Annotated in this window: 20 protein-coding genes and 1 pseudogene; 7 read left to right on the top strand and 14 right to left on the bottom strand. The window is 69.6% G+C overall.

Annotated features, from left to right (window positions below; all coding sequences use genetic code 11):
* Window positions 1-19 precede the first annotated feature (19 nt).
* From OL599_RS15970 to OL599_RS15940, 7 genes are read right to left on the bottom strand one after another with little or no spacing between them, the layout of a single operon-like run.
* Window positions 20-1,015, bottom strand: coding sequence for an ABC transporter substrate-binding protein (locus tag OL599_RS15970; RefSeq protein WP_264714818.1), 996 nt, complete (start codon window positions 1,013-1,015; stop codon window positions 20-22).
* A 31-nt stretch (window positions 1,016-1,046) separates the two neighbouring features.
* Entirely contained in the window at window positions 1,047-1,877 is an 831-nt protein-coding gene (locus tag OL599_RS15965) for an ABC transporter permease (RefSeq protein ID WP_347403214.1), read from the bottom strand.
* Window positions 1,874-2,728 (bottom strand): ABC transporter permease, encoded by an 855-nt coding sequence (locus OL599_RS15960; protein ID WP_264714817.1) that lies wholly within the window; start codon window positions 2,726-2,728, stop codon window positions 1,874-1,876. The genes OL599_RS15965 and OL599_RS15960 overlap by 4 nt, the downstream gene beginning before the upstream one ends.
* Window positions 2,721-3,503, bottom strand: a complete 783-nt coding sequence (locus OL599_RS15955; protein WP_408886944.1) for an ABC transporter ATP-binding protein — start codon at window positions 3,501-3,503, stop codon at window positions 2,721-2,723. The genes OL599_RS15960 and OL599_RS15955 overlap by 8 nt, the downstream gene beginning before the upstream one ends.
* On the bottom strand, window positions 3,493-4,764 hold the full coding sequence (locus OL599_RS15950; RefSeq protein ID WP_264714816.1) for a Zn-dependent hydrolase: 1,272 nt from the start codon (window positions 4,762-4,764) through the stop codon (window positions 3,493-3,495). Before OL599_RS15950 ends, OL599_RS15955 begins: the two co-directional genes overlap by 11 nt.
* The gene (preA, locus tag OL599_RS15945; protein ID WP_264714815.1) at window positions 4,761-6,032 is read right to left on the bottom strand and encodes an NAD-dependent dihydropyrimidine dehydrogenase subunit PreA; all 1,272 of its coding nucleotides are present in this window, start codon (window positions 6,030-6,032) and stop codon (window positions 4,761-4,763) included. Before preA ends, OL599_RS15950 begins: the two co-directional genes overlap by 4 nt.
* A 24-nt stretch (window positions 6,033-6,056) precedes the next feature.
* Window positions 6,057-7,388 (bottom strand): NAD(P)-dependent oxidoreductase, encoded by a 1,332-nt coding sequence (locus OL599_RS15940; RefSeq protein WP_264714814.1) that lies wholly within the window; start codon window positions 7,386-7,388, stop codon window positions 6,057-6,059.
* 170 nt (window positions 7,389-7,558) lie between these two features.
* On the opposite strand from OL599_RS15940, the gene OL599_RS15935 reads away from it, so the two are divergent.
* Together OL599_RS15935 and hydA are read left to right on the top strand one after the other, a co-directional pair.
* Complete coding sequence (locus tag OL599_RS15935) at window positions 7,559-8,233, top strand: TetR family transcriptional regulator C-terminal domain-containing protein (RefSeq protein WP_264714813.1); 675 nt, start codon at window positions 7,559-7,561, stop codon at window positions 8,231-8,233.
* A gap of 14 nt (window positions 8,234-8,247) precedes the next feature.
* Window positions 8,248-9,702 carry a dihydropyrimidinase gene (gene hydA, locus OL599_RS15930; RefSeq protein ID WP_264714812.1) on the top strand — a complete coding sequence of 485 codons (1,455 nt, stop codon included), beginning with the start codon at window positions 8,248-8,250 and terminating at the stop codon, window positions 9,700-9,702.
* Window positions 9,703-9,744: 42 nt separating this feature from the next.
* Here hydA and OL599_RS15925 read toward each other — a convergent pair whose 3' ends face one another.
* Genes OL599_RS15925 through OL599_RS15895 form a run of 7 tightly spaced genes read right to left on the bottom strand, consistent with a single transcriptional unit; the run spans window position 9,745 to window position 18,320 of the window.
* Complete coding sequence (locus OL599_RS15925; protein WP_264714811.1) at window positions 9,745-10,893, bottom strand: M24 family metallopeptidase; 1,149 nt, start codon at window positions 10,891-10,893, stop codon at window positions 9,745-9,747.
* Between the two features lie 2 nt (window positions 10,894-10,895).
* Window positions 10,896-12,107, bottom strand: a complete 1,212-nt coding sequence (locus OL599_RS15920; RefSeq protein ID WP_264714810.1) for a M20 family metallopeptidase — start codon at window positions 12,105-12,107, stop codon at window positions 10,896-10,898.
* 17 nt (window positions 12,108-12,124) lie between these two features.
* The gene (locus tag OL599_RS15915) at window positions 12,125-13,699 is read right to left on the bottom strand and encodes an ATP-binding cassette domain-containing protein (RefSeq protein ID WP_264714809.1); all 1,575 of its coding nucleotides are present in this window, start codon (window positions 13,697-13,699) and stop codon (window positions 12,125-12,127) included.
* Window positions 13,696-14,526: an ABC transporter permease gene (locus OL599_RS15910; RefSeq protein WP_264714808.1), complete on the bottom strand. Its 831-nt coding sequence runs from the start codon at window positions 14,524-14,526 to the stop codon at window positions 13,696-13,698. The genes OL599_RS15915 and OL599_RS15910 overlap by 4 nt, the downstream gene beginning before the upstream one ends.
* A complete protein-coding gene (locus tag OL599_RS15905; protein ID WP_264714807.1) occupies window positions 14,519-15,466 on the bottom strand; it encodes an ABC transporter permease in 948 nt (315 codons plus the stop codon). The genes OL599_RS15910 and OL599_RS15905 overlap by 8 nt, the downstream gene beginning before the upstream one ends.
* A gap of 3 nt (window positions 15,467-15,469) precedes the next feature.
* Complete coding sequence (locus OL599_RS15900) at window positions 15,470-17,035, bottom strand: ABC transporter substrate-binding protein (protein ID WP_264714806.1); 1,566 nt, start codon at window positions 17,033-17,035, stop codon at window positions 15,470-15,472.
* A gap of 10 nt (window positions 17,036-17,045) precedes the next feature.
* A complete protein-coding gene (locus OL599_RS15895) occupies window positions 17,046-18,320 on the bottom strand; it encodes a M20 family metallopeptidase (protein WP_264714804.1) in 1,275 nt (424 codons plus the stop codon).
* A 112-nt stretch (window positions 18,321-18,432) separates the two neighbouring features.
* On the opposite strand from OL599_RS15895, the gene OL599_RS15890 reads away from it, so the two are divergent.
* The 5 genes and pseudogenes from OL599_RS15890 to OL599_RS15870 all read left to right on the top strand — a co-directional run.
* On the top strand, window positions 18,433-19,194 hold the full coding sequence (locus OL599_RS15890; RefSeq protein ID WP_264714803.1) for a GntR family transcriptional regulator: 762 nt from the start codon (window positions 18,433-18,435) through the stop codon (window positions 19,192-19,194).
* 337 nt (window positions 19,195-19,531) lie between these two features.
* Complete coding sequence (locus OL599_RS15885; protein WP_264714802.1) at window positions 19,532-21,985, top strand: phage tail sheath family protein; 2,454 nt, start codon at window positions 19,532-19,534, stop codon at window positions 21,983-21,985.
* 21 nt (window positions 21,986-22,006) lie between these two features.
* The gene (locus OL599_RS15880) at window positions 22,007-22,507 is read left to right on the top strand and encodes a phage tail protein (RefSeq protein WP_264714801.1); all 501 of its coding nucleotides are present in this window, start codon (window positions 22,007-22,009) and stop codon (window positions 22,505-22,507) included.
* A gap of 5 nt (window positions 22,508-22,512) precedes the next feature.
* Entirely contained in the window at window positions 22,513-23,292 is a 780-nt protein-coding gene (locus OL599_RS15875; protein WP_264714800.1) for a hypothetical protein, read from the top strand.
* Window positions 23,289-23,677 (top strand): annotated as a pseudogene (locus OL599_RS15870) (hypothetical protein); the annotation flags it as partial. The gene OL599_RS15875 and the pseudogene OL599_RS15870, both read left to right, overlap by 4 nt.

The following is a 23,677-nucleotide window of genomic DNA, read 5'->3' as shown; positions in this document are numbered from 1 at the left end:
CGTTGCCCCTGGCCTTCACTTATGGCCCAAACGCCTTGTCCCAGACCGCATGCGTCCACGCCCCCTCGGGCTTGCGCGTGATCACCGGGTCGGATGCGCCGGACATCAGCACCTGCACCGTGCGTTCATAGGCCGCCGGATCGAGGTATCCCATCCCCTTCGGCCCGGTCCCGAGCAGCTTGGCCACTTCCGCCATCATGCGCTTCTGGTGCCCCGCCGTTTGCGCACCCGCCGTGTCGTTGTCGAGCACGATCTTCACCGCCTCGTCCTGGTGCTCGGTCGCGTATTTCCAGCCCTGGACCGACGCCTTCAGGAAGCGCGCGAGGCGATCGACCATGGCGGGGTCTTTCAGCTTCGCCTCGGTGCTGTAGAGCCCGTCCTCCAGCGTCGCCACGCCCTGGTCCTCGTATTTGAACACCACCAGCTGATCGGGCTTCATCCCCGCCTCGATCAGCTGCCAGTATTCGTTGTAGGTCATGGTGGAGATGCAGGCCGCCTGCTTCTGCAGCAGCGGATCGACGTTGAAGCCCTGCTTCAGCACTTTCACCCCGTCGGGCGAGCCATCGGTCTTCAGCCCCAGCTTGGCCATCCATGACAGGAACGGGTACTCGTTGCCGGCGAACCACACACCCAGCGTCTTGCCCTTGAAGTCCGCCGGCGCGCGCACGCCGCTGTCCTTGCGGCAGGTCAGTTCCAGGCCCGAACGCTCGTACACCTGGGCGATATTGACCAGCGGCACGCCCTTCTCCCGCGCCGCCAGGGCCGACGGCATCCAGTCCACCACCACATCCGCGCCACCGCCGGCGATCACCTGCGACGGGTTCACGTCCGGCCCGCCCGGCTTGATCGTGAGGTCGAGGCCCGCCGCCTTGTAGTAGCCCTTGGCCGCGGCGACGTAGTAGCCGGCGAACTGCGCCTGGGCGACCCATTTCAACTGCAGCGCCAGCGGATCGGCCGCCTTCGCCGTCCCGGTCATGCCTATCGCCAGCGCCGCTGCCATCACGATCCTGCGCATCCCACCCCCTCCTGTGCCAAACGCCATTCGTTCACCGGAACGACGGGTGCCAGAATGTCACGGCCCGCTCCAGCAATGCCAGCAGGGCGAAGCTGAGTGTCCCCGCCGCCGCCGCCATCGAGATCTCCGCCCAGACGACATCGAGGTTCAGGCGCGCCGCCTCGGTGGAGATGCGGAACCCCATGCCCACGATCGGCGTGCCGAAGAATTCGGCGACGATGGCGCCGATCAGCGCCAGCGTCGAATTCAGCTTCAGCGCGTTGAACAGGAACGGCAGCGCCCCGGGCAGCCGCAGCTTCGCCAGGGTCTGCCAATAGCCGGCCGCGTAGGAGCGCATGAGGTCGCGCTCCATCGCCCCTGCCGACGCCAGGCCCGCACCGGCGTTCACCAGCATGGGGAAGAACGTCATCACCACCACCACGGCGGCCTTGGACTGCCAGTCGAAGCCGAACCACATCACCATGATCGGCGCGATGCCCACGATGGGCATGGCGCTGACCAGGCTGCCCAGCGGCAGCACGCCGCGGCGCAGGAACGCCGACCCGTCCAGGGCGATGGCCGCAAGCAGGCCCGCGAGGTTGCCGACGATCCAGCCGGGCATCACCGCGCGCAGAAACGTCTGCTGGAAATCCGCGGCCAGCAGCGGCAGATGGGTGGCGATCGCGCGGCCGATCTCGAGCGGCGCCGGCAGCAGCACGCGCGGCACGCCGAAGCCGGTGCACGCCACCTGCCACAGCCACAGCACCAGCAGCCCGAACGCAACCGGCGTCGCCGCGCGGAACACCGGCCCATCGAACCGCGCCAGCCATGCCAGCACCGAGCCGCCGACCGCCAGCGACGCCGCGAGCAGCAGCACCGTCACAGCCGCCCGCCCCGCCGGCTCAGCATCACCGCCTGCGCCAGATCAACCGCCGCCACCGCCAGCACCGCCAGCACCGCCGCCATGAACAGCGCCGCCCAGATCTGCAGCGTCTGTCCGTAATACGAGCCGGCCAGCAGCCGCGCCCCCAGCCCGGCCTGCGCCCCGGTCGGCAACTCCGCCACGATCGCGCCCACCAGCGCCAGCGGTGCGGCCACCTTCAAGCCGGGAAACAGGAACGGCATAGAAGCGGGCCAGCGCAGCTTGGCGAACTCCTGCCGCGGCGTGGCGCTGTAGGTGCGCATCAGGTCGCGCTGCATCGGGTCGGGCGAGCGCAGCCCCTTCACCATGCCGGTGGTGATCGGAAAGAAGCTGAGCCATCCCGCGATCAGCGCCTTCGGCAGCAGCCCGGTCAGCCCGAGATTGCCAAGCACCACCACCACCATCGGCGCGATCGCCAGCACCGGCACCGCCTGGGATGCGATCACCCAGGGCATCAGCGCGCGATCGAGCGTGCGCACATGCACGATCCCGACCGCCAGCGCCACACCCAGCGCCAGCGCCAGCACGAATCCCACGACCGCCGCCGCGAACGTCACCACGGCGTGGAACACCAGGCTGCGCGGCGACGTCACCGGCCAGCCGGCAATGCTGCCGATCAGTTCGCCGGCCACCTGATGCGGCGCCGGCAGCAGCGGCCGGTCGAGCGACAACGTCGCCCAGGCCACGTCCTGCCACTGTGCGCCATCATCGGCCAACGCCTGCGCCTGGTCCCAGTTCATCGGCACCACAGCCGCCATCCAGATCAACAGTACGCAGGCGAGCACGCAGGCCAGCGGCAGCACCCTAGTCATAGCTGTGCCCGGCCCGCAGCGCCTCGCGCACCCGGTGCGCCACGGCAATGAACGCCGGCGTGTCGCGCAGATCCAGCGTGCGCTCGGCCGGCAGGTCGCAGTCGATCACCTCCACCACGCGCCCCGGCCGCGGCGACATCACCACGATGCGCGTGGACAGGTAGACCGCCTCGGGAATCGAATGGGTCACGAACACGGCGGTCAGGCCGGTGCGGCGCCACAGCGCATGCAGGTGCAGCGTCAGCCCGTCGCGGGTGATCTCGTCCAGCGCGCCGAACGGCTCGTCCATCAGCAGCAGTCCCGGCTCGAAGCTCAACGCCCGCGCGATCGACACGCGCTGCTGCATGCCCCCCGAAAGCTGCCAGGGAAAGCGCCGCCGGAACTCGGTCAGGCCCACCAGGTCGAGCACCCGCGCCGCCCGTGCCTGCCGCTGCGCGCGGTCCATGCCCATCACTTCCAGCGGCAGCGTCACGTTGCGCGTCACGTTGCGCCAGGGATACAGCGCCGGCGCCTGGAACACGTAGCCATAGGCAAGCTGCAAGCGCGCCTGCTCGGGCGTGGTGCCATTGACCAGCAGCCGGCCGGCGCCGGGCTGCTCCAGATCGGCGATCAGCCGCAGCAACGTGGTCTTGCCGCAACCGGAAGGCCCGATCAGCGAAACGAACTCGCCGGCGCGGATGGCCAGGGAGACATCGGTAAGCGCAACGGTGCGCTGCCCATCCGCCTCGAACGTCACGCCGAGGCCGTGGGCCTCGACCACGATGTCAGCCGGCACGGACGGCGCGTTCGGCGAAGCGCTGGTCGATGTCGAGCACGGCGCGCAGCAGCACGTCCGCACCGGCCACCACATCGGATTTCTCCGCGTGCTCGGCCTCGTTGTGGCTCAGCCCTTTCTCGCACGGCACGAAGATCATCGTCGTCGGCGCCACACGGGCGATATAGGCGGAATCGTGCCCGGCGCCGGAGACGATCCGCCGGCTCGCATGCCCCGCCGCATCGGCCGCGCGCTGCACCGCCGCCACGCAGTCGGCATCGAAGCGCACCGCCGGCGAATCCCACACGCGCTCCATCGCGATTCCAAGCCCCGCCGCGCCGGCAATGGCGCGCAGCGCCCGGTCCGTCTCCGCCTCCATCCGCGCCAGGACGCCATCGTCGGGATGGCGCAAGTCGATGGTGAAGAACACCGATCCCGGCACGACATTGCGGCTGTTCGGCCGGCTCTCGATCAGGCCCACGGTCGCCACCGCATCCGGCGCATGCGCCAGCGCGACCTGGTTCACCGCGGCGATCATGTGCGCCGCCCCCAGCAGAGCGTCGCGCCGCAACGGCATCGGAGTGGAGCCGGCATGGCTCTCCGCCCCGGTCAGCGTCACCTCGTACCACCGCATGCCCTGCACGCCCGTCACCACGCCGATCGTCTTGCCTTCCGCCTCCAGGATCGGGCCCTGCTCGATATGCAGCTCGATATGCGCACCCAGCGCATGCCCGCCACAGGGCCGGTCGCCCTTGTAGCCGATGCGGTCGAGCGCCTCGCCGAACCCCTGCCCGTCGCGATCCTGCCGCGCGTAGGCGTATGCCGTGTCGAACACCCCGGCGAACACGCCCGACGACAGCATCGCCGGCGCGAAGCGCGAACCCTCCTCGTTGGTCCAGTCGATCACCTCGATCGGCGCGTTGGTCTCCACGCCATGATCGTTCAGCGTGCGCAGCACCTCCAGCCCGGCGAGCACGCCGACGATGCCGTCATATTTCCCGCCGGTCGGCTGGGTATCCAGATGGCTGCCGATGGCGATCGGCTTCAGGCTGTTGTCGCGCCCGGCGCGGCGGGCGAAGATGTTGCCCATCGCATCCACCGTCACCGTGCAGCCGGCGGCCGTGCAGGCGGCGCGGAACCAGTCGCGCACCTGCCGGTCGAGATCGGTCAGCGTCAGCCGGCAGATGCCGCCCTTCGGCGTGGCGCCGATCCGCGCCGTCTCCATGATCGTGCCCCACAGCCGATCGCCGTCGATGGCGAGGTTCGCGGCAGGTCCACTCATTCGGCGGCCTCCTTGCGCATCGGGTTGTTCGGATGCCGGTCCCAGGTCAGCGCGGGAACGCCCACATCCTGGCGCACCATGGTGATGCAGCCATCCACCGGGCAGGCGAGCGCGCACAGATTGCAGCCGACGCAGTCCGCGTCGATGACCTCGTAGCGCCGCTGCCCGTCGATCCGCAACGCCGCGATTGCCTGGTGCGATGTGTCCTCGCAGCCGACATGGCAGAGGCCGCAGCGAATGCACAGATCCTGGTCGATGCGCGCGACGGTGCGATAATTCAGGTTCAGGTCGCTCCAGTGCACATAGTTGCGCACCGCGCGTCCCTGGAACTGCGTGGTCGCCGCGTAACCCTTGGCATCCATCCAGTTGACGAGGCCGTCGATCATGTCGTCGACGATCCTGAAGCCATGATGCATCGCCGCCGTACACACCTGCACATTGCCCGCCCCCAGCGCGATGAACTCCGCCGCATCGCGCCACGTCGAGATGCCGCCGATGCCGGAGATCGGCAGCCCCGGACTGTCGCGGGCAATATCGGCGACCATGCGCAGCGCGATCGGCTTCACCGCCGGACCGCAATAGCCGCCATGCGTGCCCTGCCCGTCCACCACAGGATTCGGCGCCATCAGGTCGAGGTCGACGGAGACGATCGACTGCACGGTGTTGATCAGCGACACCGCATCCGCCCCGCCCCGCCGCGCCGCTTCGGCCGACGCCAGGATATTTGTCACATTCGGCGTCAGCTTCACGATCACCGGCATGCGCGTGTGCTGCTTGCACCAGCGCGTGACCATTTCCACATAGTCGGGAACCTGCCCGACGGCGGCACCCATGTTGCGTTCCGACATGCCATGCGGGCAGCCGAAATTCAGCTCCACCCCGTCGCAGCCCGTCTCTTCCACCCGCGCCAGGATGCGCTGCCAGCTTTCCTCGGTGCACGGCACCATCAGGCTGACCACCACCGCGCGATCCGGCCAGTCGCGCTTGACCTGCCTGATCTCGTCGAGATTCACCTGCAGCGGCCGGTCGGTGATCAGCTCGATGTTGTTGAACCCGGCCATGCGCACGCCGTTGTAGCTGACGCCGCCGTAGCGGCTGCTGACGTTCACGATCGGCGGATCCTCGCCGAGCGTCTTCCACACCACCCCGCCCCAGCCGGCCCGGAACGCCCGCACCACGTTGTACGCCTTGTCCGTGGGCGGCGCCGAAGCCAGCCAGAACGGATTGGGCGAAGCGATCCCCGCGAAGCTTGATCTGAGATCGGCCATCACATGCCCTCCCGTGCCGCGGGTTCAGCCGCCGATCTGGCGATGGATCGCCTCGGCGGCCAGCTTGCCATCCTGCACCGCGTTCACCGTCAGGTCGGGTCCCGGCACGCAGTCCCCGCCGGCGAACACGTCGGCAAGCGAGGTGCGCCGGTCCGCATCCACGGCGATGCGTCCATCGAACATCGCCATCGCGCCATCGAGCGGGCCGGGGATGAGCGCCTGCCCGATGGCCTTCAGCACCATGTCTGCCGCCAGCGTGAACCGGTCCTCGGACAAGGCCAGCCGCCCGTCGGCACCCAGATACGTGCGTGCGAACGCAACCGCGGACACCGCACCGTCGTGCTCGAGCACGCGCAGCGGCGCCGCCCAGTGGCGAATGCGCACGCCATTGATCTGCGCCCATTCCTGCTCGGCGTGCGTCGCCGTCATCTGCCCGGGACCGCGACGATAGACGATGGTCACGTCCTCCGCCCCCAGCCTGCGCGCCTGCGTCGCCGCATCGATCGCCGTGTTGCCGCCCCCGATCACCACCACGCGTCGCCCGACCTCGACACGTTCCTTCGGCGCCTGGCGCAGTTCGGCGATGAAATCCACGGCATCGCGCACACCGGCCAACGGGCCACCGGGCACACCCAACGGCTTCGTGTCGGCGAGACCGATGCCCAGGAACACCGCATCGAAGTCCCGCCGCAGCCCCTGCAGCGTGACGTCGCGGCCCAGCACCTTGTCGTATTCGATGATGATGCCGCCGACGGACAGGATGAACGCCACCTCGCGCTGCGCGAACTCGTCCGCCAGCTTGTAGGCGGCGATGCCGTACTCGTTCAGCCCGCCCGGCTTCGGCCGCGCCTCGTAGATCGTCACATCATGGCCATGGCGCGCCAGCCGATGCGCACAGGCGAGCCCGGCCGGCCCCGCCCCCACCACGGCCACCCGCCGCCCGGTCGGCGTGGCGCGCGTGAACGGCGCGATCTCTTGCTCCATCAGCCAGTCCGTGGCGTGCCGCTGCAACGCGCCGATCCGGATCGGCTGGCCCTCCTGCGCCGTGTGCACGCAGGCGCGCTCGCACAGGATCTCGGTCGGGCAGACGCGCGCGCAACTGCCGCCCATGATGTTTGCGTCCAGGATCGTCTGCGCCGATCCGCGCAGATTCCCGGTGGCGATCCTGCGAATGAAGCCGGGGACGTCGATCCCTGTCGGACATGCCTCGATGCACGGCGCGTCGTGACAGAAATAGCAGCGATTGGCCTCCACCACCGCCTGCGCCGGCGTCAGCGGCGGATGCATATCGGCGAAATTCGCGGCCAGCTCTGCTGCCCCCAACCGGCCGGCGGCGACGTCCCGGACCTCGTTCAATGCCCGCGCCCCTTTGCTGCCCCACAGCGATGCCCAAGCTTCAGGCACCGACAGGAACGGCGTCAACTGATTTGTTGACCGCCTGGTCAGACATGATGAAGACTTGCGGACGAGGGCCGGCAGGAACCGGCCGCCTGTCCATCTGCCAGCCAGCGGAGGATCGCGGCACCGTGGGAAAGACGGCGGAGAGTGCGGCTGGCGCGCCACGCGGTCCCGCAACCGCGTCCATCCGTCGCACCAGCGAGGCGCAGATCCTCGCCGCCGCCGAAACAGTGTTCGCGCAGAGCGGCTTCGACGGCGCAACGATGACACAACTGGCCGCCACGGCCGGCCTGCCGAAAGCCAACCTGCACTACTACTTCGGCACCAAGGAACGCCTCTACTGCGCCGTGCTGGAACGCATCCTGGCACTGTGGCTCGACGACGCCGTGGAATGGATCGTGCCGGACCGCCACCCGGCCGAGGGGCTGGCCGGCTATGTCCGCGCCAAGATGGCACATTCGCGCCGCCGCCCCGAGGCCTCGCGCATCTTCGCCGGCGAACTGCTGCGCGGCGCGCCGCACATCATGTCCTATCTCCGCACCGACCTGCGCCAGCGCGTCACCGCAATGGCCGGCGTCATCGCGGGCTGGAGCAAGGCCGGCCTGATGGACCCTGTCCACCCCGTGCATCTGCTCTTCGCCATCTGGGCGATGACGCAGACCTACGCCGACTTCGACGCGCAGATCCGTGCCGTGCTGGACAAGACGAAGATCGGCGACGCGGAGTTCGCCACCGCCACCGAAACCGTTGTGGCGCTGGTGCTGAAGGGCTGCGGCGTGCGCGCGCCGGCCATGGAACCATAGGAAAGGACACCATCATGTCGCTGCTGGTCCGAGGCGGAACCGTCGTCACTGCCGAACGCAGTTTCCGCGCCGACGTGCTGTGCAACGGCGACATCATCGCCGCGGTCGGTCCCGGGATCGAACCGCCCGCCGGCTGCGAGATCATCGACGCCGGCGGATTGCTGGTCATGCCCGGCGGCATCGACCCGCACACGCACATGGAATTGCCGTTCATGGGCACCACCGCCAGCGACGACTTCTTCACCGGTACCGCGGCCGGCATCGCCGGCGGCACCACCAGCATCATCGATTTCGTCATCCCCCCGCCCCGGACCTCGCTGATCGAGGCCTGGCACGAATGGCGGGGGAAATCCGAAAAGGCTGCCGGCGACTACGGCTTCCACGTCGCCGTCACCTGGTGGTCCGACCAGGTGGCTGCGGAGATGGCGACGCTGACGCGCGAACACGGCGTCAACAGCTTCAAGCATTTCATGGCCTACAAGGGCGCGCTGATGGTCGATGACGGCGTCCTGCTGCACAGCATCGGCCGCGCGCTGGAGCTTGGCGCCATCTGCAACGTCCACGCCGAGAACGGCGACGCCGTCGCCCATCTGCAGCAGAAGCTGCTCGCCATGGGCATCACCGGGCCCGAGGGCCACGCCTTGTCCCGCCCGCCGGAGGTGGAGGGCGAGGCCGCCAACCGCGTCATCGCCATCGCCCGCCTGCTCGGCGCCCCGATCTACATCGTGCATGTCTCGACCGAGGAAGCCACCGCCGCCATCGCCCGCGCCCGCGCCACCGGCCAGCGCGTCTATGGCGAAGTGCTGGCCCAGCACCTCGTGATCGACGAAAGCGTCTACCGCCATCCCGACTGGGCCACCGCCGCCGCCCATGTCATGAGCCCGCCGTTCCGCGCGAAGAAGCACCAGGACGCCCTCTGGGCCGGCCTCGTCTCCGGCCAGTTGCAGACGACCGCGACCGACCATTGCTGCTTCTGCGCGCCACAAAAAGCCGCCGGCCGCGACGACTTCACGCGCATCCCCAATGGCACCGGCGGCATCGAGGACCGCATGAGCATCCTCTGGCACCATGGCGTGACCACCGGGCGGATCACGCCGAACGAGTTCGTGCGCATCACCTCCACCAACACGGCGCAGATCTTCAATGTCTACCCGCGCAAGGGCGCGCTGGAACCAGGTGCCGACGCCGACCTGGTGCTGTGGGACCCGTCAGCGAGCCGCACGATCTCGGCGACGACGCACCACCAGAACGTCGACTTCAACGTCTACGAGGGCATGCAGGCGACCGGCCTCGCGCGCCACACCATCTGCCGCGGCCGCCTCGTCTGGGCCGACGGCGACCTGCGCGCCGTCCGCGGCGCCGGGCGCTATGTCGAGCGGCCCTGCTTCCCGCCGGCAATCCAGGCGCTGGCTGTGCGCAACACCCTCGGTCGCGCGGCCCCCGTCAACCGCGGCACCGTCCCTGCGTGACCGCATCGTCGCAACGGCGAAGCCCGTGGCCTTTCCTGCCGGTCAATCCGTTGCGTCGACGCCATCCCCGGCCGGCGCCCGCATGGCCCGGCGCGGGCACCTGGTCAGGCGCCGTGGGCCGCTCGCCGACACCAGCACCGTCTCGCTGATGGCGACGCCCTGCGCCGAGGCATACATGTGAAACACCATGCCCGGCTGCAACGTGAAGGCCGCGCCGGGATGGAACGCGTGCGAGAAGTCGCTCGACCGCGGCGTGCGCCCATACAGCCCCAGCATATAGCCGGTCACGTTCGCAAAGTCGGCGCGCAGGCCCTCCCGCAGCACGCCATCGCGCAGGATCGCGTCGACCTCGCGCGCCGTCGCACCCGGCTGCATCGCGGCAATCTGCACCTCCTGCAGCGCCGTCAACCGGGCGAACGCCTCGGCCTGCGCCGCCGGGGGCCGGCCAAGGAAGATCGGGCGCATCAGCCGCGCGCTGTAGTTGCGCACACGCGGCGTCAGCTCCACGTGCAGGATGTCGCCCGCGCCCAGTACCGCGTCGAGCCCGTGCCCGTGCAGGAAATCGATATCGCCGCTGCCGCGCAGGATCGGGCCGGGACCGCCCTCGTCGGCACCCAGGCGTAGGAAGGCGGAAGCGGCGATGGCGGCGACGTCGCGCACGCGCTGGCCGGGACGCACCGCCGCTTCCAGCTCGCTCATCGTGGCGTCGGCGATCCCTGCCGCCGCCTCGATCAGCGCGATCTCGTCGGAGAACTTGCAGGCCCGCACGGCATCGTTGACCGGCCCCAGGTCGACGAACGCCGCCTCGGGCAGCAGCAATGCCAGCCGGCGCTGCGCGTCCGCGGTGAAGCCGTACGAGGTGAAGTCCACGCCGATTCGCGACGCCGCGAACCCTCGCGCCTGCATGGCCTCGGCCACCACGACATAGGGATCGGCGTCATCGGCGAATGCGACGATGTCGGAGAACCACACGCCGTCCCGGCACGGCCCGGCATCGAGGCTGCGCAGCACGAAGCAGGGCTCACCGGACAACGGGATGACGGCGGCGCGATACATCGTCTGCGACACCGTGTAGCCGGTCGCCCAGGCAAGCAGCTCGGCATGGTCCACCAGCATCGCGTCGCAGCGATGCGCCTGCATCACGCCGCGAAGCCGCTCGATACGCGGCGCGAAGGTTGCGGGCGCGCGCATGGTCAGGCGCAGATCTCGAGAATGGTGAGCATGTAGATGCGGACCATGTCGAGGAAGTCGGCGATGTCCACGCGCTCGTCCGGCATCGTGTTGTAGCGGCCGCCCGGCCCGCAGACGACGCCTTCCATCCCCCCGGCGCGGAACAGATGCGCGGCATCCGTGCCGTAGAAGCCCGGCGGCGTGATCGCGCCCGTGGGCTGGTCCACGCCGCGCACCGTGCGGTAGGCGCGGTTGACCGCCTGCACGATCGGGCTGGTCTTCGCCACCTCGAAGGACGGCATCATCGGCCGGCCGAGCTGGTGCTCCGGCGTCAGCGTGGCGCGCAGGCCGGGGAAGCGTGCCTCCAGCGCATCCAGCTCGCGCCGCAGATCGGCCAGCGCGCCCGCCTCCGTCTGGCCCGGGGCGTAGCGGCCGGACCCCTTGATCCGCACGAAATCGGCAACCTGCGGCGGCCGCCACTCATGCAGCTCCTTGCCCAGCGCGCCATGCACCACGCCCACATGCACGCGGTTGATGCCGGCGTGCTCGGGCGTCGGTGCGCCGGAGAACGTCATCGCATTGAGGCGGGGAATGAGGTCGCACGCGGCCGAGATGGCATCAACGGCCTCCTCGCGCTTGGACAGATGCCGCGTATCGCCGACCAGCTCGATGAGGAAGGTGAAGGCCGCGGCGTGCATGGTCAGCGCCTGCACGTCGGTCGGCTCGCTGTTGACGAAGTAGTCGGCGCGCACGCCCTGGCGGATCAGCGCGAGCGTGCCCACGCCCCCCTGCAGCTCGCCCACCACATAGGTCAGGATCACGTCGCCGCGCAGCTTCACGCCGGCATCGATCAGCGTCTTCACCGCGCAGAAATACGCGGCGTCGCCGGCCTTCATGTTGGACACGCCGATGCCGTAGATGAACGTGTCGTCTACCTTCCCGGCCCAGGGATCGACGGTCCAGCCTTCGCTGACCGGATTGGTGTCGACATGGCCGTTGAACAGCAGGCTCTTGCCGCCGCCGGTGCCGCGCCAGCGGCCGACCGCGTTGACCCGCTCGCCTTCCACCGGCGTCAGCTCGGCCTCCAGGCCCAGCGCGCGCATCTGCTCGGCCATGAAGCCGGCCAGGACGCGCTCGCCCTCGGTCTGGCTGTAGCTCTTGTGCTGCACCATCCGGCTAAGGAAGGTCAGGCACGTTTGCGTATCGATGCGGGCCAGCAGGTCTTTCGGTTCCATCCGGGATTTCCTTTGCGTCAGCCGACAGGCGTGGGCGAGGCGGCGATCAGTTCGCGCGTGTAGGGATGCACGCTTTCCCCCTGCAGCGCATCCACCGCCAGCAGATCGACCAGCTCGCCCCGCCGCATCACGGCGATGCGGTGGGCAATCTGGCGGATCAGGTTCAGATCATGCGTGATGAACAGATAGGCCGTGCCGTGTTCGGCCCGCAGCGCCAGCAGCAGGTCGATGATCGAGGCCTGCACGGACACGTCGAGTGCCGCCGTGATCTCGTCGCAGATCACCAGCGCCGGCTTGGCGGCGAAGGCGCGGGCGATGGCGACACGCTGCTTCTCGCCGCCGGAAAGCTGGTGCGGCCAGCGGCCGGCATAGGACGCCGGCAGGCGCACCTGCTCCAGCAGCCGGGGGATCTCGCGCGCGTCGCCGCCGAACATGCGCAGCGGGCGCCCCAGGATCTCGCCCACGCGCTGGCGCGGATTGAGCGAGGTGTCCGGATGCTGGAACACGATCTGCACGGCGCGACGATAGGCGGCATCCATCTGCGCCACCCCAGCGATCGGCCGCTTGCCCAGGCGGATGCCGCCGCGGAACTCGGCAAGCCCGGTCAGCGCCCGCGCGATCGACGACTTGCCCGAGCCGGATTCGCCGACCACGCCGAGGATCTCGCCTTCCCGCACATCTAGGCTGACATTGCGCGTCGCCGGCGGCGGCGCCGGGCGGAACAGCGTCTTGCGGCCATATTGCACGGCGATGTCCCGCGCGCCGAGCAGCACCGGCCCCGACGGCTCGTCGAACACCAGCCGCCGTTCCGGGCGCGGCACCGCATCGACCAGCCGGCGCGTATCCTCGTGCGCCGGTGCGCGGAAGATGGTGGACGCCGCCGCCTCTTCCACCAGCTTGCCGCGCCGCATCACCGCCACGCGGTCGGCGATGCGCGAGACCAGGCCGAGATCGTGCGAGATGTATAGCGCCGCAACGCCGGTCTCCGCCCGCAGCCGGCGGAACAGGTCGAGGATGCGCGCGCCGGTGATCACGTCGAGCGCCGTCGTCGGCTCGTCGAACAGGATCAGCTCGGGCCGGCAGCCGAACGCGGTGGCGATGACGACACGCTGCTTCTCGCCGCCCGACACCTCGTGCGGATAGCGGCGCATCAGCACTTCCGGCTGGTGCAGCTCCACCCGCCGCAGCAGCTCGATGCCTTCCTGCCACGCCGCCGCCTTGCTGAACCCGCGATGGCGGACCAGCACTTCCGTAAGCTGGCGGCCGAGCGTGAGCGTCGGATTGAGCGAGGTGGACGGGTCCTGGAACACCATGCCGATGCGCCGCCCGCGGATACCCAGCAGCGCCTTGGGCGTGGCCCGGCGCAGATCGGTGTCGCCCAGATGGATTGCGCCCTGCAGCTCGCGCGCATTGCGCGGCAGATGGCGCATGATCGACCACACCAGCGAGCTCTTGCCGGAACCGGACTCGCCCACCAGCCCCAGCACCTCGCCGGGCGCGATGGCCAGCGACACGTCGTCCAGCGCCCGATGCGTCCCACCTGACGTGACGTAGTCGAGCGTGTAGCCAGAGACGGAAAGGACCGGGTTCATCGCTCGTCCCGCGGGTTCAGCGCATCGCGCAGCCCGTCGCCGAGCAGGTTGAAGGCAATGGCCGTCAGCCCGATCGCCACCGACGGCGCGATGATGATCCACGGCGCCTGGTGCAGATAGCGCCGCGCCTCCGACACCATCAGCCCCCATTCCGATGCCGGCGGCTGCGCGCCGAGGCCGAGGAAGCTCAGCGTCGCGAACAGCATCACCGCGAAGGCGACACGGATCGTGGTCTCGATCACCACGGGCGCCACGACGTTCGGCAGCATCTCGCGGAACACGATCCAGCCGCCGCCCTCGCCGCGCGCGATCGCGGCCTTCACGTAGTCCTGGTTGCGCACCGTCAACGCCACGCTGCGGGTCACCCGCGCCATGCCCGGCGCGAACGCCACCGCAATGGCGATCGCGGCATTGAAGCTGCCGTTGCCCAGCGTACTGACCAGCAGCAGCGCCAGCAGCAACCCGGGCACCGCCATCACCGCATCGATGGTGCGCATGATCGCTTCGTCCCAGCGCCCGCCGAGATAGGCCGACACGGTGCCGATCACGGTGCCGCCAAGCGTGCCCAGCAGCGTCGCCAACAGTGCCAGCGGCACCGTGCTGCGCGCGCCCACCAGCAGCCGGCTGAGCACGTCGCGCCCAAGCTGGTCCGCGCCGAGCCAGTGCAGTGCCCCGGGCGGGCTGAAGCGGCCGAGGAAGTCGATCTGCTCGGGATCGTACGGCGCCAGCGCCGGGCCGGCGACGCAGACAGCCGCCAGCAGAATCAGCAGCGCGATGCTGAGCGCGCCCTGCGGGGTGCGCAGCAGCCGGCGGAACGCCTCAGTCATAGCGGATGCGCCTGTCCAGGAATGCGTAGGCCATGTCGGCCAGAGAATTCGCCACCGCATAGGTCGCCGCCATGATCAACGCGCCCGCCTGGATCGACGGCAGGTCGCGCGCGGTGATGGCGACCACGAGTTGCCGGCCGATGCCGGGCAACGCGAAGATCTCCTCGATCACGATGATGCCGCCGAGCAGATAGCCGACATCCAGCGCCACGATCGTCACCACCGGAAGCAACGCGTTGCGCAGCGCATGGCGCAGCAGCACCACCGGTTCCGGCAGCCCCTTCAGCCGGGCGGCCCGGATATAGTCGCTGTGCAGCACATCCAGCGTCTCAGAGCGCACCATCCGCGCGACATGCGCGATCAGGATCACGGATGCCGTCAGCACCGGCAGCACCAGATGGCGCACGCTGTCCCAGAAATCCTCCAGCGGCGCCACGTAGCCGGTCGCCGGCAGCCATTGCAGCCGGTCCGCGAACAGCATCAGCATCAGCGTCGCGGTCACGAATTCCGGCAGCGAAACGCCGAGATACGAGACCAGGCTTGTGAACATGTCGACCAGCCGGCCCTGGCGCAGCGCCGCCAGCATGCCCAGCGGCACCGCCAGCACCAGCATCACCAGGATCGCCCCCACCGCCAGCAGCAGCGAGCGCGACAACGCGGCGAACATCTCCGGCCCCACCGGCTGCCCGGTGCGCATGGACACGCCAAAATCGCCGGTGAGCACGTGCGACAGCCAGCGCAGGTATTGCAGCCACACCGGATCGCCCAGACCGAGCTTCAGCCGCACCGCCTCCAGCGCGGCCGGCGTCGCGTTCTCGCCCAGCAAAGTCACTGCGGCATCGGCCGGCAGGACCTGGGTGATGCCGAACACGAGCAGGGAGACGACCAGGATCGTGTAGGCGATCAGCAGGACCCGCCGGAGCAGCCAGGAAGCGGACAAGGATCAGCCCCGCTTCGGCGCGCCATCGCCCAGCCAGACATGGTCCAGCCGGAACACCGCCCCACGCGGATGCAACTGACGGCCCTGCACATACGCACGCTGCGCGGCCAGCAGGTCGAAGAACGCCGGAATCACCGACGGCACCTGCTCATGCATCAACATCTGCGCCTGCCCGTACAGATTCTGGCGCCTGGCTTCATCCAGCGTCACCCGCGCTTCCGCCACCAGTTTGTCGAAGTCGGCGTTGTTCCAGCGGGTCTCGTTCCATGCCGCGTTGGAGGTGTAGAGCAGCGAGAAGATCGCGTCCGCCGTCGCCTGCATGTTGTAGAAGCCGACATAGAACGCCCCCTTCTTCCACACCTGGTCGAGATAGGTCGCATGCGGCATCGTCTGCACGTTGATGCGAAAGCCGGCGGCCTTGCCCATCTCGCGCATCGCCACGGCCAGCTGCGCGCGCGTGCCCGGCGTGTCGGACGCGACCATCGTCAGATCGAGCCCGTTCGGATATCCGGCTTCGGCCAGCAGGCGCTTGGCCTTGGCGATGTCGGGCTTCTTCAGCGGCTGGTCCTTGTAGAAATGATAGGCGGCATTCATCGCCGAGTCGTTGCCGGGCGTGCCGAACCCGCCCGCGACGAAGCCCACCATCGCCTCCCGGTCCACCGTCAGTGCCAGCGCCTGGCGCACCCGCACATCGCTGAACGGCTTCTGATCGCAGCCCATGTTGACGTTCAGGAACTGGCCGGACGGCACGCGCAGCGCCTTCACCCCGGCGGCCGCGGACAGGCGCGGGAACTCGCCAGCAGCCGTGTTCATCATCACGTCGGTGTCGCCGGACAACAGCGCCGACGCCTCCGCCGTGGGGTCGGGATAAACCAGAACCTCGACACGATCGACCCACGGGCGCTGCGGATCGTAGTACGCGGGGTTCCGTTCCACCACGATGCGGCGGTCCGGCTCATAGGAAACCAGCCTGAACGGCCCCGTGCCGACCGCACTGCGCGCCAGCCGATCGAGATCGCCCTGCGCGATCGCCGCCGGAATGATGCGCGCGTTGGTGTACGCCACCGCCACCGGCAGGTCCGCATAAGGTGCCGACAGCTTGAACACCACCGTGCGCGCATCGACGGCCGTGGCCTCGGCAATCGGCCCGACATTGGTCCGCCCGGGCGAGGCGGTCTTGGGGTCGAGGATCGCAACGAAAGTGGCCGCCACGTCCTTCGCGGTGCACGGCGTGCCGTCGTGGAACGTCAGCCCCTCGCGCAGCCGGAACGTCCACTCCGTCAGCTCCGCATTGGCGGACCACGATTCCGCGAGGTCCGGCTCCACGGTCATGTCCAGCTTCAGGCGCGTGAGGTTGCTGTACAGCAACTCGGTCACCAGGTATTCCGGGTTCACCCGCGTGCGCAGCGGATGGATCACGCTGGCCGCCTGATCCACCGAGATCCGCAGCGTGCCGCCCCGGCGCGGCGCCGGCGATTGCGCCCCGGCCGACCGAACGACAGCAAGCGAAGGCACTCCGGCCAGGCCGGCGCTGCCGGCCAGGAAGATCCGTCGGGTCAAGCGGGTCATGGGCGCTCCTTTACAGTGCGGGCGTGGCGGTTTCGGGAATCAGGCCGGCGGCGAAATCCGCCGCGAGATAGGCAAGCACGCTGCGAGCCAGCGCCACGACGTCATCGACCGTGGTGTGCTCGTCGGGGCCATGGACGTTGCGCTCGGGCCGGCCCAGGCCGCCCAGCAGCACTTCCTGCATCCCCGTCCGCTGAACATAGCCGAAATCCGAACAGCTCGCCGCGCCCCAGGCACGGAACGCCTCCGGCGCATAGCCGAAGCCGGCGCTCAGCGCCTGCTGCCAGCGCGGCCAGTGCGGACCGGTCGGATCGCCGGTCGGAATGAGATGGCCGACGAGATCCGTCTCGACCGTCAGCCCCGGCACGTCGGCCACGCCGGCGGCGATCGCCTCCTGGATTTCCGCAAGCGCAGCCTCGAAGCTTTCCTCCGGCGGATAGCGCCGGCTCACCAGGATCTCGAACAACGCCGGCACCTGGCCGCCGCAGATGCCGCCATGCGCGGCGGCGATGCTGAGCTGCGCCGCCAACGGCCCCTTGGCATGCGGCGGCGGCGGCAGAGCGGAGTGCCGCGCCGCGACCCTGGGCTTCAGGGCCGCCAGCGCATTCAGCAACGGCAACGCCGCCTCGATGGCGTTGACGCCGGCGCCGGCGCGGTTGCCTTCTCCGGCATGAACCGCCTGCCCGCGCAGCCGCACCAGCAGGTTGAACACGCCGAAACACCCCGCCCAGATGCGCGGTGCGGCGGTGCCGTTGAAGTTCAGCACATGGCCTTCCAGCATCCCCTGCTCGGCCAGGTAGCGCACGCCGGGATACAGCCCGCCTTCCTCGTCCGTGCACAGCAGCAGCGTCGGGTCGTAGGCAAGCTCCACGCCGCAGCGTGCCGCCGCGCGCAGCGCCAGCAGCACCGCGGCGATGGTGCCCTTCATGTCGGCCGCACCCAGCCCGTACAGCCGTCCGTCCTCCTGCACCAGATGCAGCGGATCGCGCGTCCAGCCCGGCGCGGCCGGAACGGTATCGACATGGAAATACAGCCCGCAGACCGGCTTGCCGGTGCGGCGCTCGGCCACCACGTTGGTGCGCGGGCCATGCGCCGGCCCACCGGGCACGTGCCACAGCGCCTCCGGCACCACCACGCGCCGATGCCGGAACCCGAGCGGCTCGACCAGTTCCTCCATCAGCCCCGCGAAGGCGTCATAGCCCGCGCCAGGCGGAAACGAGGTGTCCACCGCCACCATCCGGCCCAGCTCGGCAACCGCGCTGGCGGCGTCGCGCGCGATCTCTGCCATTGCCCTGGCCAAGGGCGAATCGGGTGGGGCAACCGAGGGGCTGGTGTCCGTCATGCTCTTCCGTGCGATGCAACGATATACTATATTCTATATAGAATTAGACAGGCATGAAATGTCGGTTGTCAATCGCGAAACCGCGAGCGGCGCCTTTCCCGAACTGCCGCTGCCGCTCTACGAGCACGTCAAGCGCCGCATCGCCGAGGCGATCCTGGCCGGCACCCTGCCCCCCGGCACGGTGATGCCCGGCGAGGTGGCGCTGGCGGCGGAGTATGGCGTTGCCGTCGGAACGATCCGCCGCGCGCTCGCCGACCTCACCGCGGACGGCATGCTGATGCGTCGCCGCAAGACCGGCACGATAGTGACCGGGCGCACGCCGCAACACAGCCTGCGCTTCTTCTTCCACTATTTCCGCCTGCACGGCGCCGACGGATCACGGCTGCGCTCGGAACCCGAGGTGCTGTCGCTGTCGCGCAGCCCTGCCACCCCGCAGGAAGCCGCCCCGTTCGGCATCGACGCCGGAGAGGACCTGATCCACCTGCACCGCCTGCGCCGGGTCGGCGGCCGGCCGGTCATGCATGCCCGCATGATGCTTGTGGCCCGCCGCCTGCCGGACTTCCCGCAAGACGCGGCGGAGGTGCCGCCGCTGATCTACCTGCATCTGCTGGAGCGTTACGGCATCCGCGTGTCCGCGGTGCGTGAGCGCGTCACGGCGGAGCTGGCGACCGACGCCGACTGCACCCTGCTCGGCCTCGAACGCCCCGCCGCCCTGCTGGTGATCGACGAGGAGGCCTACGACCAGACCGGCGCCGTCGTCATCGTCAGCCAGCACCGCGCGCAGACGCACGGCTACAGCTACGTCAACGAGATCCGGTAGGCCCGCCGGCAGCGGCGGATTTTCAATTTCGCGTGTGAAACGCTTCGTCGCCGGCACCAGGCGATGGCGCCATCGCCGAACCGGGTCATCGCCGACCCAGGTGGGACCGAACCGCCCCACCGATCCGCGCGCCCTGCGTGGTACTGATGGGCCGGACGGAACCCAGGACCGCGCCCACACTGGCTGATTTGTCCGTTGAATCATCGCGTTGCCGGCGGCAATCCGGTTGCACGTTTCTTGCTCCCGCTCGCTTCGCCGCGACGTGTCCGTCCGCAGTCGCCCTGCAGCCCCGGACGACGCACAAATGGCCCATGCGCGGCCGGGGAGGATCGAGACGATGCCTGTTCAAGTCAGCTATCCCGGCGTCTACATCGACGAGCAGCTATCCGGCTCGAACACGATCACGCCGGTCTCCACATCGACCGCCGCGTTCATTGGCATGGCCCGGCTCGGCCGGCTCGACACCCCCACGCGGGTCACCAACCTCACTGCCTTCCAGAAGCTCTACGGCACCGACGCCAGCATGGGCGAACTGGTCCCTCAGGTCGGCCAGTTCTTCCTCAATGGTGGCAGCACCGCCTGGATCACCCGCATCGCCGACGCCACCGCCGCCGCGGCCGCGGTCACGCTCGCCAATGAAGCCGGCCAGCCGGTGCTCACGCTCACCGCGCTCGACGCCGGCACCGACGGCAATCTGATCCGCGCCGAAATCGACTACGACACGCCGAACCCAGAGAGCAGCTTCAACCTCACGCTCTACCGCCGGGTCGTCGGTCCCACCGGCACGGTCACCCGCACCGGGCTCGAGACCTTCACCGACCTCAGCATCAACCCCGCCTCCGGCCGGTTCATCGAGACGGTGGTGAACGCCAACTCGGCGCTGGTCAGCGTCGCCGTGAACGGCCCGGCCGTGGCCGGCATCGTCGCCGGCGTGGAGGGCGTGTCCTTCTCCGGCCTGATCTTCCCGGTGCTCGACGCCGACGCCCACACCGCCATCGCGCTGCGCTTCGGCAACAACCCGGCGGCCACCCGCAGCATTACCATCTCGTTGGACGGGCAGCCGGCCATTCCCGTCACCTTCGCCCAGGAAGTCGACCTGCCGACCTTCCTCACTGGGCTAACCAATGCCATCAACACGCGCCTGACAACCTCCGGCCTGATTGGCACCGTGACGGTCACGCTGCGCACCCAGCCGAACTCCGTTACGGGTGGACGGCTGCTGGAAATCCGCAGCGCCGGGGGCGGTGTCGTCGTCAGTGCCGCGCCGCCGAACGACGCCGCGTCCCTGCTGCAGCTCGGCGTCGCCAATGGTGGCCTGGAGATCAGCCGCTGGTCGCGCGCCCGCCCGGCGCCCACCGGCCTCGTCGCGCATGTGCATGGCGCCGCCGACGACCTGCAGCGCCTGCGCAGCCTCGCCTCCGCCACCCAGGGCCAGCTCGCGTCGTGGACGCTCACCGATCCCGCCTTCGGCGCCAACCATACCCAGGCCGTCGCCTTCACCTTTCCCGCACAGCCCATGTATGCGGGCACCACCTTCGTTCCGGCGGCGGCCGACACGGTGGTGGGCTCGCTGCTGAACGTGCGGCAGAATCTCGGCCTGCTCGCCACCTCCATCGCCGCCAACAGCGCCAACCGCTGGTCGGCGCGCACCCAGGCGCTGCGTCTCGCCCTCACGCCGCGCTTCGAGGGCTCCGATGCCGGCTTCGATTCCCGCCTGACCAGCGCCGGCGGCTTCGACATCGGCGCCGCCGGCGAGCTGTTCGAGCCGCCGGCCCTGCCGACCGATCCCACCGCCTACAACGTGCGCGCCTACACGGTCGGCCAGACCGGCGGGGCAGGTGGCGCCGGCCCGTTCCAGTCCGCTTCGGTCGCCGGCAACAACGGCGGCTTCCCGCAACTCGCCGACTATGAAGCGGCCTTCGCGGCCATCGACCGCGAGGTGGACATCTTCAACATCATGGTGCTGCCGCGCGCGCTCGGGCAGAGCGACGCCATCCGCACCCAGCTCTGGGGCCCGGCCAGCGCCTTCTGCCAGCAGCGCCGCGCCTTCCTCATCGTCGATCCGCCATCGGACAACAACGCCTGGGCCGACGTGAACCAGGCCACCGATCCCGGCACCGGCATCGCCCCGCTGCGCATCGGCATCACGCTCGACCATGCCGCCATCTATTGGCCGCGCCTGCTCGCCGTGGTGGACGGGGTGCAGCGCGCGATCGACCCGTCGGGCACCCAGGCCGGCCTGTATGCCCGCATCGATTCCAGCCGCGGCGTGTGGAAGGCGCCGGCGGGGCTGGAGGCGAACCTGCTGGGCGTGCTTGGCGTCGAGCATCGCATGACCGATGCGGACAACGGCATCATCAACCCGCAGGCGGTGAACGCGCTGCGCATCTTCCCCAACGGCATCGTGTCCTGGGGCGCGCGCACCATGGCCGGGTTCGACAATTCCGGCAACGACGACTTCAAATACGTGCCCGTCCGCCGCCTCACCTTGCTGATCGAGGAAAGCCTCTATCGCGGCCTGCGCTTCGCGGTGTTCGAGCCGAACGACGAGCCGCTCTGGGCGCGGATCCGCCTCGCCGCCGGCGGGTTCATGAACAACCTGTTCCGCCAGGGCGCGTTCAAGGGGGCCAAGTCGTCCGACGCCTATTTCGTGAAATGCGACGCGGAAACCACCACGCAGAACGACATCGACCTCGGCATCGTCAATGTCGTCGTCGGCTTCGCGCCGCTGAAGCCGGCCGAGTTCGTCATCGTCGTCATCCGGCAGATCGCCGGCCAGGTGCAGGTCTAACGACGCCGCAAGGAGAGCATCATGGTTCAGTTCAGCGTCAACACGACCCGCATCGATCCATACAAGAACTTCAAGTTCCGAGTCGTGGTGGACGGCCAGCCGGTTGCGGGCGTCAGCAAGGTCAGCGGCCTCAAGCGCACCACCGAAGTGGTCACCCACCGCGACGGCGGCGACCTGTCCACCAAGCGCCACTCGCCGGGCGTCACCAGCTTCGAGCCGGTCACGCTCGAACGCGGCATCACCTACGACCTCACCTTCGAATCCTGGGCCACGCTCGTCTACAGCGTGGAGGGCGACGCCGGCGTGTCGCTCAAGAACTTCCGCAAGGACATCGCCATCGAGCTGTACAACCTGCAGGGCGTGAAGGTGAAGGCCTGGAAGGTCTATCGCTGCTGGGTTTCCGAATTCACCGCCGTGCCGGAGCTCGACGCCAACGGCAACGCCATCGCCTTCGAATCCATCATCATCCAGAACGAGGGCTTCGAGCGCGATATCGCCGTCGTCGAGGTCGCCGAGACCTGAGCCACATGCACGCCGTCACCCTCACCGCCGCCGCATCGCCCGCCTTGCGCGCGCGCCTGCGCCCGCTCACCGGCGCCGACGAGGCCGCGGTCGATCCCGGCCAGCCCGAGGCGGCAACAAGCCTGCTGCGGCGGCTTGTGGTCGGCGGCAACGGCTGGCTCGACGCAAGCGGCGTGGACCACCTCACCCTCGCCGACCACGACCGCCTGCTCGCCGCCGTGTTCGACGCGCTCTACGGCGACCAGGTGGAGGCGCGCACCATCTGCGCCGCCTGCGGCGAGCGGCTGGAAATCACCCTTTCGCTCACCGCGTTCGCCGCGGCGCTGCCGGATGTGACGGCGGACATCGCCGGGCCGCACGCGGACGGCACCTTCACCCTCCCGGACGGCCGCCGCATCCGCCCGCCCAGCGTCGCCGACCTCGCGAACGCCGCGCGCGGCGGCGGGGCCGCGTCGCTGCGCGCCGCCTGCGTCATCGCCGGCGATCCCGAGGCCGATCCCGAAGCGCTCGATGCCGCCCTGGAGGCCGCCGCCCCCGCGCTCGCCCGCGACGTGTCCGCCACCTGCCCACATTGCGCGACGACGCAGCCGGTCCGCTTCGACCTCGCCGCCTTCCTGGTCGCGGCCCTGGCGCGTGAACGCCCGTTCCTGCTGCGCGAGACGCATCTTCTGGCCCGCGCCTATGGCTGGTCGCACGCCGAAATCCTCGCCCTCAGCCGCGACGACCGCCGCGCCCTCGCCCGGCTCTGCGAAGCCGAGCGTGCCGCCTCCCGGCGGGCGGCATGAGTTCCTATCTGCAACGCCTGCTCGACCGCGCCGGGCTCGCCCCGGCCGCCGCCCCGGCGCTGCGTCCCGCCTTGCCCAGCCGCTCGCCGATCGCCGAAGCCGACCAGCGCCTGAACGACCCGGACCTCGCCGCCGCCCTGCTCGCCGTCCCCACGCCCGCCACTGCGTTCGACGAAGCCACGCCGGAAGACTTCGGCGCCCCCGAAGCGCCGCGTGCCGCGCCAACGGCACGCCCCCGCCGCACCGTCGCCCGGCCCGAAGCGGAAGCGCCCGCTCCTGCGTCAACCCGCCCCGTCACCGCCCGCGCTCCCATCGCCCCGCCTCCGGCCACCCCGCCGCAGACAGCGCCCCCGCCCGCACCCGTCGTGACCGCCCCACCCGAACC

It is taken from the genome of Limobrevibacterium gyesilva (assembly GCF_025989185.1).
Classification (GTDB): Bacteria; Pseudomonadota; Alphaproteobacteria; order Acetobacterales; family Acetobacteraceae; genus Limobrevibacterium; species Limobrevibacterium gyesilva.
Note: the sequence above shows the minus strand (reverse complement) of the source record. Positions and strands in the feature narration are given on the sequence as shown.